This window comes from Vibrio quintilis, from assembly GCF_024529975.1.
GTDB lineage: Bacteria > Pseudomonadota > Gammaproteobacteria > Enterobacterales > Vibrionaceae > Vibrio > Vibrio quintilis.
On sequence record NZ_AP024897.1, the window covers coordinates 2,776,841 to 2,790,046 of the forward strand.

The following is a 13,206-nucleotide window of genomic DNA, read 5'->3' on the forward strand; positions in this document are numbered from 1 at the left end:
TCCGGGCCCTGTATTTTACACTGAATATGGCTTTATTCTACATCCGGCGAGGTTCGGGATTTAAACGCCTGAATCTGGCGACGGTATTTACCCAGCCTGTCCGGCGTCATCAGGTTTCTCTGGTCATCCAGCACATTGCCGCCCAGATCGTCCGCAATCTGCTGCGCTGTTTTCAACATCAGCTTGAAGTTTTGTTCCGCATCACCATAGCAGGGCAAAGTCATGAAGAAGGAAATCCCCTTCGTTGAAAAAGCTTCAGGATCATCATGCCTGAGGCTGCCCGGCTGTAAAATATTCGCCACACTGAATAATACTTTTCCGGTACCGGATAAATCAGCATGACGGTGATATATTTCCATTTCCCCGTAAAGCAGTCCGTTTTGCTGCATACTGTCAAACAGCTTGGTTCCGGTGAACGCTTCCTCCCCGGAACAGTGCACATTTAAAACAATGACTTCATAATCAGGCTCTGCTGCAATGTTTTCACCGGCACCGGGTATATGGTTTTCAGCGACAGCATCAGGCTGCACCGGTACTGGTTCTTCCTTAGCAGAAAAGATATCAGCTGAGATGACCGGTTCTTCAGAAAACGGTGTAATTGGCTCAGAAACGCCCGCTTCATCTTCACTTTCAAGCGGATCGTAGCCATCAATCAGCGGGTCAATATCTTCATCTGATGAAAACCCCGGCTCTTTCCGTTCATGCTTTAGCTCCTCATGGCTTTGAAAACCACGGGAAGGGACTGCAGACGCTTCCTCTTCCTTATCTTTACCAATACTATCCAGCGGCTTATCACCAAATTTTGATTTAGCTTCTTTTTTGCTGGTCCACAATCCATGAAAAAGCAGCGCAGCTATCGCAAGCGCGCCAACAATAATGAGTACGAATCGCAATTCTTGCATTTTTAACTCTCAGTTTCCCCGGTAACTCGCTTCCGAAAAATTATTCAGCCATTGCATACTGAACACCCTCTTCCGCTGATTCCTGACACTTTAACAAATAATTCCCCTGAATTTGAACAGATTAATGTGAGAAGTGGAGGAAATTGTTTATTTTTCTGACTTTCCTTCTCAACCTTTCTTTCTCAACAAAGCGCAGTAGAATAGTTCACTGAATCAGATCACTCTTACATTATTAGCAGGAAATTAAGATGGCGTTAACAAAACGTTCAGGATTCGGTTACTTTCTATACGGCATTAAATTAGCGGTCACGCCGGGAATTCGCAGATTTGTGATTCTCCCGCTCTTTACCAATATTCTTTTAATTGGTACCGCATTATATTATGTGTTCACACATATGAATCAGTGGATTGGCGACATGATGTCCTACATTCCTGATTTTCTGTCATGGCTCAGTTATATACTCTGGCCACTCATTACTATCTCTGTACTTTTCGTTTCAATGTATTTTTTCAGTTCGCTGGCGAATATCATCGCTTCACCATTTAATGGGTTACTTGCGGAAAAAGTAGAAAAACTCCTCGACGGGCAATCTATTCAGGATGAAGGGCTACTTGCTTTTATGAAAGATATTCCCCGTGTTTTTGCCCGTGAATGGAGAAAAATTTGCTACACCATTCCCAAAACTATTGGGTTATTTATTCTGCTGCTGATTCCGGGACTTGGTCAAACTATCGGCCCTGTGGCCTGGTTTATTTTTACATCATGGATGCTTGCAATTCAGTACTGTGACTATTCTTTTGACAACCATAAGGTTAATTTTAATCAAATGAAATTACAGCTCAAACAGCGTCAGGGATGCGCCTACTCATTTGGGATGATGGTTACTATATTTACAACCATTCCGGTACTGAACCTGTTAATCATGCCTGCAGCGGTCTGCGGTGCAACAGCCATGTGGGTGACTGAGTTTAAGCCAAACACAGTGAAGTCAGGATAAGATCATTGATTTGTTGATCTTTAATATCACTGAACCGAAAACCAGATATCTGGTGGTTTGAGCGATTTAAAGGTCAACAGACCCTAATAAGATATAACTTTTTAATCCTTTTCTCATTTTGTTCAACACCCTATGCTTCTATAAAATTGATTGGATGTATCTCATCACCAATATCATCACATACGTGCAATGAAGGAATATCACAATGAGTAAAATCTACGAAGACAACTCTCTGACCATTGGTAATACCCCTTTAGTTCGCCTGAATAAAGTCAGCAAAGGCAATGTGCTGGCTAAGATTGAAGCGCGCAACCCCAGCTTTAGCGTCAAGTGCCGGATCGGTGCAAACATGATCTGGGAAGCTGAAAAATCAGGTCAGTTAAAAGCCGGAGTTGAGCTTGTAGAGCCAACCAGTGGGAACACCGGGATTGCACTTGCATTTGTTGCGGCAGCCCGTGGTTATAAGCTGACACTGACAATGCCTGAATCAATGAGTCTTGAGCGCCGTAAACTGCTCAAAGCACTGGGTGCTAAGCTGGAGCTGACTGAAGCTGCAAAAGGCATGAAAGGTGCCATTAATAAGGCTGAAGAAATTGTTGCTGGTAACCCTGAAAAATATCTGTTGCTTCAGCAATTCGATAATCCGGCCAACCCACAAATCCATGAAAAAACAACCGGTCCTGAAATCTGGGATGCAACTGATGGTGAAGTGGATGTCTTTGTCTCTGGTGTGGGCACCGGTGGTACTCTGACAGGTACAAGTCGTTATATTAAGCAACAAAAAGGCAAGAGTATCATCTCGGTTGCAGTTGAACCGGAAGAATCACCTGTCATCACACAGGCTTTAGCCGGTGAAGAGATCCAACCTGCACCACATAAAATCCAGGGAATTGGCGCAGGCTTTATTCCTGGTAACCTTGATTTAACCCTGATCGACAGGGTTGAGCGTGTTACGTCTGAAGATGCCATCAACATGGCCAGACGCCTGATGGAAGAGGAAGGCATTCTTGCAGGCATCTCTTCTGGCGCTGCTGTTGTCGCAGCCAACAGAATTGCAGAACTTCCTGAATTTAAAGGAAAAAATATTGTAACTATCCTGCCAAGCTCTGGGGAAAGATACCTGAGTACAGCCCTTTTTGCCGGGTTATTTACTGAAAAAGAGAATCAGCAGTAATATGTACCAAATCAACTTTTCGATGAAAAAAGCCCCGAACAGGGGCTTTTTTGTTGATCCCAGCCCAGCCTTTGGTAATATCGGGCTTACTTTATTTTTAGGTTCGAAATAAAGAACACACGGAATATGAATATCATCTTTGTTTTATATGAAGAACCATATCAAAGATTAAGTCGGTTTCGTTTGATTCTGAATTAACAAAAATAAATATATTGGGGTATATAAAATGTACGAGAAGCAAGTAGAAATTACAGCTGAAAACGGTCTTCACACTCGTCCTGCAGCACAGTTCGTTAAAGAAGCAAAAACTTTCAACGCAGAAATCACTGTGACTTCAAATGGTAAAAGCGCAAGCGCTAAAAGCCTTTTCAAGTTACAAACATTAGGACTGGTAAAAGGTACAGTCGTAAAAATTTCCGCTGACGGTGCTCAGGAAAAAGAAGCAGTCGATCATTTGGTTGCTTTAATGGATCACCTAGAATAATTCACGCGTAACTCTGCCACTTTGCTATATTTGTAAAATGGCTTTAACGCTCCGGATGCTGACTATCACAAAATAGTTAGCATCTGATTTAATCATCCCTGTACAACTGACCATTTTTTAAGGTATAGCTATGATTTCAGGCATCCTGGCATCTCCTGGTATTGCTATTGGTAAAGTATTACTACTTCAAGAAGACGAAATCGTCCTCAACACAAATACGATTTCAGACGATCAGGTAGAATCAGAAATTCAGTGCTTCTATACGGCTCGCGACCAGTCAAAAGCCCAGCTCGAAGTAATCAAACAAAAAGCACGCGAAACGTTTGGTGAAGAAAAAGAAGCGATCTTCGAAGGTCACATCATGCTGCTTGAAGATGAAGAGCTGGAAGAAGAAATTCTGACTCTCATCAAAGATGAAAAACTGCATGCTGACAATGCAATTCACACTGTGATTGAAGAACAGGCATCTGCACTTGAATCACTTGATGATGAATATCTGAAGGAACGTGCGACTGATATCCGTGATATCGGCTCTCGTTTCGTAAAAAATGCACTCAACATTAACATCATTAATTTGAGTTCAATCAATGAAGAAGTCATCCTGGCTGCGTACGACCTGACACCTTCAGAAACTGCGCAAATTAACCTTGACTACGTTCTTGGCTTTGTGACCGATATTGGTGGACGGACTTCTCACACTTCAATTATGGCACGTTCTCTTGAACTGCCGGCTATCGTTGGAACCAACAACATTACAGAGCAGGTAAAAAATGGTGACATGATTATTGTTGATGCGATCAACAACAAAATCATCATTAATCCATCTGAAGCTGAACTGGCTGAAGCCACCCAGGTTAAAGAAACATTCCTGGCTGAAAAAGCTGAGTTAGCTAAGCTAAAAGACCTGCCTGCTGAAACCATCGATGGACATCGCGTCGAAGTGTGCGGCAATATCGGAACAATTAAAGATTGTGATGGCATACTTCGCAATGGCGGTGAAGGTGTCGGTTTATACCGGACTGAATTCCTGTTTATGGACAGAACCTCACTTCCAACTGAACAGGAACAGTACGAAGCATATAAAGAAGTCGCTGAGTCAATGACAGACAAAGCAGTCATCATCCGGACAATGGATATCGGTGGTGACAAAGACTTACCATATATGGATTTACCCAAAGAGATGAACCCGTTCCTTGGCTGGCGTGCAGTGCGTATCAGTCTGGATCGCCGTGAAATCTTACGTGACCAGTTACGCGGCATTTTACGGGCATCAGCGCACGGAAAACTGCGTATTATGTTCCCGATGATTATTTCTGTTGAAGAAATACGTGAACTGAAAAAAGCGATTGAAATGTATAAGGACGAGCTTCGTTCTGAAGGTCATGCTTTTGATGAGAATATTGAAATTGGCGTTATGGTTGAAACACCAGCTGCTGCAGCTGTAGCACATCACCTGGCGAAAGAAGTGTCATTCTTCTCCATTGGTACAAACGACCTGACTCAATATACACTGGCCGTTGACCGTGGCAATGAAATGATTTCTCATTTATACAATCCACTTTCTCCTGCTGTACTCAATGTGATCAAACAGGTCATTGATGCATCTCATGCAGAAGGTAAATGGACCGGTATGTGTGGCGAACTGGCTGGCGATGACCGTGCAACATTACTTCTTTTAGGTATGGGACTGGATGAATTTTCAATGAGTGGTATTTCCATTCCAAAAGTGAAAAAAGTCATCAGAAACACAACTTATAAAGATGTAAAAGCGATGGCAGATGAAGCGCTTTCTCTTGCGACAGCAAAAGAGATTGAAGAGTGTGTAGAGAAGTTCATCACAGAAAATTCGCACTAAAAGTGTATAACCACAGCAATAGATGAACAAAGTGTTCGTCTATTGCATATCCTTGGTGTAGTATAATCCGGCAAAATAGTTAAAACCTTAGGAGCATGACACAATGGGGCTGTTTGATAAACTTAAGAAGTTAGTATCTGACGACAGTGCTGACACAGGCGCAGTAGACATTATCGCACCACTGTCTGGTGAAATTATAAACATCGAAGATGTGCCTGATGTTGTATTCGCTGAAAAAATCGTTGGTGATGGCATTGCTATTAAACCATCCGGAGATAAGATGGTTGCTCCTGTGAATGGCACAATTGGTAAAATCTTCGAAACAAACCATGCATTTTCTATCGAATCAGAAGATGGTATTGAGTTATTCGTCCACTTTGGTATTGATACTGTTGAACTCAAAGGCGAAGGTTTTTCCCGTATAGCTGAAGAAGGTCAGGCAGTGAAGGCTGGTGACACAATCATTGAATTTGATCTTGGGTTGCTTCAGGAAAAAGCCAAATCAACATTAACACCTGTCGTTATTTCAAATATGGATGAGATCAAAGAGCTGAACAAACTGTCTGGTTCTGTTGTTGTTGGTGAAACTCCGGTACTTCGTGTAACAAAATAATCAAATGTTACTCATAGAAAAACGCTGCTCAGGCAGCGTTTTTTTGTATTATAAACCAATCGCATATTTCAGGACTTTCTTTTTCAACGGCCCGGTATGGTTTGCCAGTTTCAGAAACATATTTCTGAAATGACGGACCGGTTCATTTGTATATCGAAAAGATTTATAAAAAATATCCATCCCTGTTTGCATCAGTAAGTTATCCGGACGACGAATCAATCCATACTGTCTGAATAATTTCTCGTCTAACAGCGGGGAATCTTCCATCAGTCCGAGTAATACCTTCACATCTTTAAATCCTAGATTCACGCCTTGCCCGGCTAACGGATGAATCGTATGTGCTGCATCCCCCACCAGAATACAGCGATGGTTCATATACTGTTGGGCATGTCTGCGGGTTAAAGCAAAAGAGCCATGCCGGATCACTTCGACTTTCCCTAAATGTGGTGGAAAGTGACTCTGAATTTCGCGTTCCAGCTGCTCGTTCGACATATGGCTTAACTGCCTGATTCTTTTCGGTGAATCATACCAAACCAGTGACGCTTCATGACCGGAAAGCGGCAGGAATGAACGCGGTCCTGAAGGGAAAAATTGCTGCCAGGTCACTTCCTGCTGAGGTAATTCTGTCTTTACATGAATGAGCATACAACGTTGGCGATAATCCCAGGCCGTGATACCAATGCCTGCCATGTCCCTGACTTTAGAATTTGCACCATCAGCACCAATTACCCATTGTGCACCGATTTGCTTCTGATCAGTCAATATCAGTGTGTTCATACCGGCATCAAACCGAATATGTTCAATACCTTGAGGACACATCACAGTTAAATTTGGATAATCATGAAACCGTTGCCACAAACTGAGCTGAATAACCCGGTTCTCAACCATAAAACCTAATTGTTCCAGTCCCAGTAAACCGGCATCAAAGCTGGTTTTACACTCAGGTTCTTCCCAGGTTTCCAGGCGTTTATAAGGACATAACCGCATTTGCTCAACAACCGGCCATCCACCAAGTTTCTCTAAAAGCCGGACCGAAGCCATGGAAATTGCAGAAACACGCAGGTCAACAGGCTGTGCTGAATCCCAGGGCTCCGGCATCTGATTCTCAATCAGGACAACTTCCCTTCCCTGCTGCGCTAATCCCAGAGCCATCGCAGCACCAACCATACCGCCCCCGACAACTGCCACCTGATACGTTTTCATGTCTATCCTGTCAGCTATTACTTTTTTGAAATGATGATTGTACGGATTCATCCTTAACTTGAGAACCCGTTTCAGGCAAAACCATATACATTTCCGGGTTATAAACAGAGGTTAAGAGAAAAGTCAACCTCCTCTGGTCAGCCGGATTTTAAAACAGTACAATACGCCGCTTACTGTGAGCAGTAATATAGATACCTAAGTCACTTTATAGGAATGCCCGCGGTTTCAGGAATATGAACTGTTATGGGTTTAAACCCATGTTCAAGGTGACTTCGGTATATAATGACAAGAGCAGAGGCTCTTGAATATTTCAATTGATGATATGAGCGGAAGTAAAATGAGTAAGAAACTGCTAATAAAAACCTGGGGCTGCCAGATGAATGAATATGATTCATCCAAAATGGCTGACCTGCTCAATGCAGCAAATGGCTATGAGTTAACGGAAGAACCAGAAGAAGCAGACGTTCTACTATTAAATACCTGTTCTATCCGGGAAAAAGCACAGGAAAAAGTGTTCCATCAACTCGGACGCTGGAAAAACCTGAAAGATGCAAAACCTGGTGTTGTTATTGGGGTTGGTGGTTGTGTCGCCACGCAGGAAGGCGATCATATCCGGGAAAGGGCACCATTTGTCGATGTCATTTTCGGTCCGCAAACACTCCACAGGCTGCCTGAGATGATTAAACAATCACAGGGCACTGAAGCGCCTGTAATGGATATTTCTTTCCCAGAAATTGAAAAATTTGACTGTCTGCCAGAACCCAAAGCAGAGGGACCAACTGCATTTGTTTCTATCATGGAAGGGTGTTCTAAATACTGCACTTATTGTGTCGTGCCTTATACCCGCGGAGAAGAGGTCAGCCGCCCGATGGATGATGTACTCTATGAAATCGCCCAGCTGGCTGAGCAGGGTGTTCGTGAAGTCAATCTGCTGGGACAAAACGTCAATGCCTATCGCGGTGCAACATTTGATGGTGATATCTGTTCATTTGCGGAGTTATTGCGTCTCGTCGCGTCAATCGATGGGATCGATCGAATTCGTTTTACCACCAGTCATCCACTTGAGTTTACAGATGATATTATTGCTGTTTATGAAGACACGCCTGAGTTAGTCAGTTTCCTGCATTTACCGGTTCAAAGTGGCTCGGACAGAATACTGACGATGATGAAACGCCCGCATACAGCAATCGAGTACAAATCAATTATCCGTAAACTGCGTAAAGCCCGACCGGATATTCAAATCAGTTCTGATTTTATTGTTGGTTTCCCCGGTGAATCTGATAAAGATTTTCAGGATACAATGAAGCTCATCAAGGACGTTGATTTTGATATGAGTTTCAGTTTTATTTTCTCTCCACGTCCGGGAACCCCTGCCGCAGATTATCCTTGTGAACTCACGGAAGAAGAGAAAAAGACACGCTTGTATGAGCTGCAAAAAACCGTCAACGCTCAGGCAATGCGATATTCCCGTCAAATGTTGGGAACAGAACAACGCGTCCTGGTTGAAGGACCATCAAAGAAAAATCTGATGGAACTCCGGGCCCGCACAGAAAACAACCGGGTCGTCAATTTCGAGGGGAGCGCGGAACTGATCGGACAGTTTGTCGATGTGAATATCGTCGACGTTTATCCGAACTCCTTACGCGGAGAACTGGTGCGTACCGAAAAAGAAATGAACCTGCGTGTCGTTACATCTCCTGCTGAGATGATAAAGAAAACACGCCGGGAAGATGAACTGGGTGTCGTATCATTTACACCTGAATCTCTAACCAATTAGTCCGTGGTGTGTCCGGTCACAGTCGGGCACACATAACTGACTGAATGAGAGGCCACATTGAGTAATAAAATCGTTACATTAGAAGTGAACCTTGAGCCGGCACATAATCGCAGACTAGCCAGTTTATGTGGTCCGTTTGATGATAATATCAAACAATTAGAACGGCGCCTTGGGGTAGAAATAAATTACAGAAATCAACAATTTACTATTGTTGGCAAACCCCACACAGCCAATGCCGCACTCGATATTCTTAAGCATCTGTATGTGAATACAGCTCCTGTCCGGGGTGAAATACCTGACATAGAACCGGAAAATATTCATCTTGCGATTAAAGAATCCGGTATTCTCGAACAGGCGGCCGGTTCGTCTATTCCTCACGGTAAAGAAGTTTTTATTAAAACCAAAAAAGGAATGATCAAACCCCGTACCCCGAACCAGGCTCAGTACCTGGTAAACATGGTGACCCACGATATTACATTTGGTGTCGGGCCAGCTGGAACAGGGAAAACTTACCTTGCGGTCGCAGCCGCTGTGGATGCACTGGAGCGCCAGGAAATCCGCCGGATTCTGTTAACCCGCCCGGCAGTCGAAGCGGGTGAAAAATTAGGCTTCTTACCCGGAGACCTGAGCCAGAAAGTCGACCCTTATTTGCGTCCGCTTTATGACGCATTATTTGAAATGTTGGGCTTTGAACGGGTCGAGAAACTTATCGAGCGTAACGTTATCGAAGTCGCACCACTGGCTTACATGCGCGGGCGAACATTAAATGATGCCTTTATTATTCTTGATGAAAGCCAGAACACGACGGTTGAACAGATGAAAATGTTCCTGACCCGGATTGGTTTTAATTCCTGTGCAGTCATTACCGGAGATGTCACCCAGATCGATCTGCCGCGGGGCGCTAAATCCGGACTGCGTCATGCCATTGAAGTTCTCAGCGAAGTCGATGAAATCAGTTTCAATTTTTTCCAGTCTGATGATGTCGTCAGACACCCGGTTGTCGCCCGGATTATCAACGCTTATGAAAAGTGGGAAACTGAAGATCAAAAAGAGCGGAAAGCGTATGAGAAAAAACGCCGGGAAGCTCAGCAACAGGCTAAGCCGACAGAGACCGAATCACCAACATCTTCTGAATCAATACAGGAGTCAGATAGTTAATGAGCTTTGAGCTGGATTTGCAAATTGCAGTTGAAAATGAGGAGGGGCTTCCCTCCTCTGAAAATTTTTCACTTTGGGTTACGAAAGCAATCTCCCCTTTTCGCTCTCAGGGAGAACTCACAATTCGCATTGTTGACCCCGCAGAGAGTCAACAACTAAACTATCAGTACAGAGACAAAAACAAACCAACCAATGTGCTTTCATTTCCATTTGAAGCACCGCCAGAGGTTGAAATTGATCTCTTAGGTGATTTAGTCATATGCAAAAATATTGTCGAACAGGAATCAAAAGAGCAAAACAAACCTCAAATAGCACATTGGGCGCATATGGTTGTACATGGATGCCTTCATCTGTTAGGTTATGATCATATTCAGGATGACGAAGCAGTAGAAATGGAGTCGCTTGAAACAAAAATTATGCAGGATATGGGGTTTGAAGATCCTTATCTGGCAGAAAAGTAGCTAAAAGACTTGGATGAATTAAGTCAGTTTAGCAATGTGTGCTATCACACATCTGATAGCGTGGCTGAATAGAGAAACAATGAACGAAGACAATTCGCAGAATTCTGAAGGTCCGAGTCGAAAATCATTTTTTGAACGTTTAGGGCAACTGTTTCAGGGAGACCCTAAGGACAGACAGGAACTCGTAGAAGTAATCAGGGATTCAGAAACTAATGAACTGATTGATCATGACACCAAAGATATGCTCGAAGGTGTGATTCAAATCTCAGAAATGCGGATCAGAGACATCATGATTCCGCGCTCCCAAATGGTCACTGTTGATAAAAGTGCAACACTGGATGAACTCATTGCACTGATTATCGATGCCCAACACTCCAGATACCCCATCATCAGTGAAGATAAAGATCATGTTGAAGGCATGTTGCTTGCCAAGGATTTATTAAAGTATCTTGGTTCTGACAGCACACCTTTCGATATTGATGAAGTCATTCGTACTGCTGTGGTGGTCCCTGAAAGTAAACGGGTCGATCGGTTATTAAAAGAGTTTCGTGAAGAACGCTATCATATGGCCATTGTGGTCGATGAATTTGGTGGTGTCTCTGGCCTGGTCACTATTGAAGATATTCTTGAAGAAATTGTCGGTGACATTGAAGATGAAACCGATGACGAAGAGCAGGAAGAAATTCGTCAGCTAAGCAAACATACATTTTCTGTTAATGCGTTAACAACAATTGAAGATTTTAATGAAACATTCGGTACACAATTCAGTGATGAAGAAGTGGATACCGTCGGCGGGCTGGTTATGACAGCATTCGGTCATTTACCTGAGCGTGGAGAAGTCGTGCAAATTGGCGACTATCAATTTAAAGTGACCAGTGCTGATAACCGCCGGGTTATCCAGCTTCAGGTCACGATTCCTGATATGGTTGCTGTCTCTGAAGAAATTCATGAATAAACATATCCAGCCCGGTATCAGTAATCCGGCATCACGGTTATCAATGCAGTCTATAAAAAACACTTTATTTATGCGGTCATTGATGGCCGCTTTTCTTGGTATCCTAACACCGCTGGCTTTTTCACCTTACGACATCTGGCCGGTTTCATTTCTGAGTCCCTGCCTGTTACTCATATTGATCAATCAACAAACATCCCGCCACGCTTTTATCATTGGGTTGATTTGGGGGGTTGGTTTTTTTGGCCATGGGATAAACTGGGTTCATGTCAGCATTGATACGTTCGGTGGTGTGCCCCCCTTTGTCAGCTTTTTACTGGTAGGACTTCTATCCGTTTATTTATCGCTTTATCCCGCATTATTCAGCTGGGCACTGACCCGTCTATTTCCGTCCCAGACCGCAGCAAAATTCTTATTCGCAGCCCCCGCTTTCTGGTTAATCAGTGAGTGGCTGCGGGGATGGGTTTTTACCGGATTTCCATGGTTATGGCTGGGATATAGCCAAATTGACAACCTGCTGGCAAATTATGCACCTGTCGGTGGTGTCGAACTAATTACATTTGTCGTCATGATGATTTCAGGTTCGTTCGCATACATACTACTGAGCAGAAACTGGAAATGGTCGGTAATTCCCTGCTGTTTATTATTGATTGCGTGGGGATTGAACCAGATACAGTGGGTCACACCTCAACCCGACAGACAAACGAAAATTGCACTGATTCAGGGAAATATTGACCAGGCTTTGAAATGGTTGCCGGGTCAACGCTGGCCCACCATCGTCAAATACACAGACTTAACCCGAGAAAACTGGGATGCTGATATCATCATCTGGCCAGAAGCCGCAGTACCGGCTTTTGAACATCAGCTGTCCGACTATTTCAGCGCGCTGAGTTCTTCAGCAAAATCACACCATTCAGCGATTATTACCGGTGTACTTAACCAAACAGGAAAAACATACTACAACAGTATTTTAACGCTTGGCGAAGGCACAGGTTCTCCGGATTATGAATTAGATGCTTCGCAAAGATACCATAAACATCACTTGCTTCCTTTCGGTGAGTTTGTACCCTTTGAGAAATTACTCAGGCCATTAGCTCCGATATTCAATCTGCCGATGTCATCGTTTGCTGACGGCGCTTATATCCAGCCGAACTTACAGGCGAAAGACCGCTATCTTGTCCCGGCTCTCTGTTACGAAATCATCTTTAATGAGCAGGTCCGGGCCAATACGACAGAGAAGACAGATTTTATTCTGACACTATCCAATGATGCCTGGTTCGGGCACTCAATCGGTCCGCTTCAGCATATGGAAATTGCCCGGATGCGGGCACTGGAACTGGGTAAACCTCTCATTCGCTCCACCAATAATGGTGTTACAGCGATCACGGATTATCGTGGTCATATCGTAAAGCGACTTCCCCAGTTTGAGACTGGCGTCCTAAAAGCAACCTTGACCTCAACAAAGGGGATAACACCCTACCACCGCTGGGGGTCCTGGCTCATCTATGCGCTGGTGACTTTGTCATTGCTGACCAGCCTGTACCTGAGACGAAAGCTGCTGGTCACCTGATGGACAACATCAGGTAACAACGAAAAGCTGCCGGCATCAGCAATTCAACCTTTCTGTCT

The 13,206-nt window shown here is 43.8% G+C and carries 12 protein-coding genes; 10 read left to right on the plus strand and 2 right to left on the minus strand.

The annotated features are described in order from the left end of the window. Window positions 1-32 precede the first annotated feature (32 nt). Window positions 33-902, minus strand: coding sequence for a cell division protein ZipA (gene zipA / locus OC443_RS12705; protein WP_073585434.1), 870 nt, complete (start codon window positions 900-902; stop codon window positions 33-35). A gap of 248 nt (window positions 903-1,150) precedes the next feature. Here zipA and cysZ point away from each other — a divergent pair, with 248 nt between their 5' ends. The 5 genes from cysZ to crr all read left to right on the plus strand — a co-directional run bounded on the left by cysZ (window position 1,151) and on the right by crr (window position 6,026). Beyond that, window positions 1,151-1,900: a sulfate transporter CysZ gene (cysZ, locus tag OC443_RS12710; RefSeq protein WP_073585435.1), complete on the plus strand. Its 750-nt coding sequence runs from the start codon at window positions 1,151-1,153 to the stop codon at window positions 1,898-1,900. A 205-nt stretch (window positions 1,901-2,105) separates the two neighbouring features. Continuing rightward, window positions 2,106-3,074, plus strand: a complete 969-nt coding sequence (cysK, locus tag OC443_RS12715) for a cysteine synthase A (RefSeq protein WP_073585436.1) — start codon at window positions 2,106-2,108, stop codon at window positions 3,072-3,074. Window positions 3,075-3,300: 226 nt separating this feature from the next. After that, window positions 3,301-3,558: an HPr family phosphocarrier protein gene (locus OC443_RS12720; protein ID WP_073585437.1), complete on the plus strand. Its 258-nt coding sequence runs from the start codon at window positions 3,301-3,303 to the stop codon at window positions 3,556-3,558. A 130-nt stretch (window positions 3,559-3,688) separates the two neighbouring features. Next, window positions 3,689-5,413, plus strand: a complete 1,725-nt coding sequence (gene ptsI, locus OC443_RS12725) for a phosphoenolpyruvate-protein phosphotransferase PtsI (RefSeq protein ID WP_073585438.1) — start codon at window positions 3,689-3,691, stop codon at window positions 5,411-5,413. Between the two features lie 103 nt (window positions 5,414-5,516). Further along, window positions 5,517-6,026, plus strand: a complete 510-nt coding sequence (crr, locus tag OC443_RS12730) for a PTS glucose transporter subunit IIA (protein ID WP_073585439.1) — start codon at window positions 5,517-5,519, stop codon at window positions 6,024-6,026. Between the two features lie 48 nt (window positions 6,027-6,074). On the opposite strand, the gene OC443_RS12735 is transcribed toward crr, so the two are convergent. Continuing rightward, entirely contained in the window at window positions 6,075-7,229 is a 1,155-nt protein-coding gene (locus OC443_RS12735; protein ID WP_073585440.1) for a 2-octaprenyl-3-methyl-6-methoxy-1,4-benzoquinol hydroxylase, read from the minus strand. Window positions 7,230-7,566: 337 nt separating this feature from the next. On the opposite strand from OC443_RS12735, the gene miaB reads away from it, so the two are divergent. The 5 genes from miaB to lnt all read left to right on the plus strand — a co-directional run bounded on the left by miaB (window position 7,567) and on the right by lnt (window position 13,147). After that, complete coding sequence (miaB, locus tag OC443_RS12740) at window positions 7,567-9,006, plus strand: tRNA (N6-isopentenyl adenosine(37)-C2)-methylthiotransferase MiaB (protein ID WP_073585467.1); 1,440 nt, start codon at window positions 7,567-7,569, stop codon at window positions 9,004-9,006. 57 nt (window positions 9,007-9,063) lie between these two features. Further along, on the plus strand, window positions 9,064-10,164 hold the full coding sequence (locus OC443_RS12745) for a PhoH family protein (RefSeq protein ID WP_073585441.1): 1,101 nt from the start codon (window positions 9,064-9,066) through the stop codon (window positions 10,162-10,164). Then, window positions 10,164-10,625, plus strand: coding sequence for an rRNA maturation RNase YbeY (gene ybeY, locus OC443_RS12750; RefSeq protein WP_073585442.1), 462 nt, complete (start codon window positions 10,164-10,166; stop codon window positions 10,623-10,625). The genes OC443_RS12745 and ybeY overlap by 1 nt, the downstream gene beginning before the upstream one ends. A gap of 79 nt (window positions 10,626-10,704) precedes the next feature. After that, on the plus strand, window positions 10,705-11,580 hold the full coding sequence (gene corC, locus OC443_RS12755; protein WP_073585443.1) for a CNNM family magnesium/cobalt transport protein CorC: 876 nt from the start codon (window positions 10,705-10,707) through the stop codon (window positions 11,578-11,580). A gap of 43 nt (window positions 11,581-11,623) precedes the next feature. Continuing rightward, a complete protein-coding gene (lnt, locus tag OC443_RS12760; RefSeq protein ID WP_073585468.1) occupies window positions 11,624-13,147 on the plus strand; it encodes an apolipoprotein N-acyltransferase in 1,524 nt (507 codons plus the stop codon). The last annotated feature ends 59 nt before the right edge of the window (window positions 13,148-13,206 follow it).

What these genes read in the sequence shown, in the direction of transcription:
- crr (WP_073585439.1), top strand. Translation starts at nt 5,517, where the DNA reads ATGGGGCTGTTTGATAAACTTAAGAAGTTAGTATCTGACGACAGTGCT.
- OC443_RS12735 (WP_073585440.1), bottom strand. Translation starts at nt 7,229, where the DNA reads ATGAAAACGTATCAGGTGGCAGTTGTCGGGGGCGGTATGGTTGGTGCT.
- lnt (WP_073585468.1), top strand. Translation starts at nt 11,624, where the DNA reads ATGCAGTCTATAAAAAACACTTTATTTATGCGGTCATTGATGGCCGCT.
- cysK (WP_073585436.1), top strand. Translation starts at nt 2,106, where the DNA reads ATGAGTAAAATCTACGAAGACAACTCTCTGACCATTGGTAATACCCCT.
- corC (WP_073585443.1), top strand. Translation starts at nt 10,705, where the DNA reads ATGAACGAAGACAATTCGCAGAATTCTGAAGGTCCGAGTCGAAAATCA.
- ptsI (WP_073585438.1), top strand. Translation starts at nt 3,689, where the DNA reads ATGATTTCAGGCATCCTGGCATCTCCTGGTATTGCTATTGGTAAAGTA.
- zipA (WP_073585434.1), bottom strand. Translation starts at nt 902, where the DNA reads ATGCAAGAATTGCGATTCGTACTCATTATTGTTGGCGCGCTTGCGATA.
- ybeY (WP_073585442.1), top strand. Translation starts at nt 10,164, where the DNA reads ATGAGCTTTGAGCTGGATTTGCAAATTGCAGTTGAAAATGAGGAGGGG.
- OC443_RS12720 (WP_073585437.1), top strand. Translation starts at nt 3,301, where the DNA reads ATGTACGAGAAGCAAGTAGAAATTACAGCTGAAAACGGTCTTCACACT.
- miaB (WP_073585467.1), top strand. Translation starts at nt 7,567, where the DNA reads ATGAGTAAGAAACTGCTAATAAAAACCTGGGGCTGCCAGATGAATGAA.
- cysZ (WP_073585435.1), top strand. Translation starts at nt 1,151, where the DNA reads ATGGCGTTAACAAAACGTTCAGGATTCGGTTACTTTCTATACGGCATT.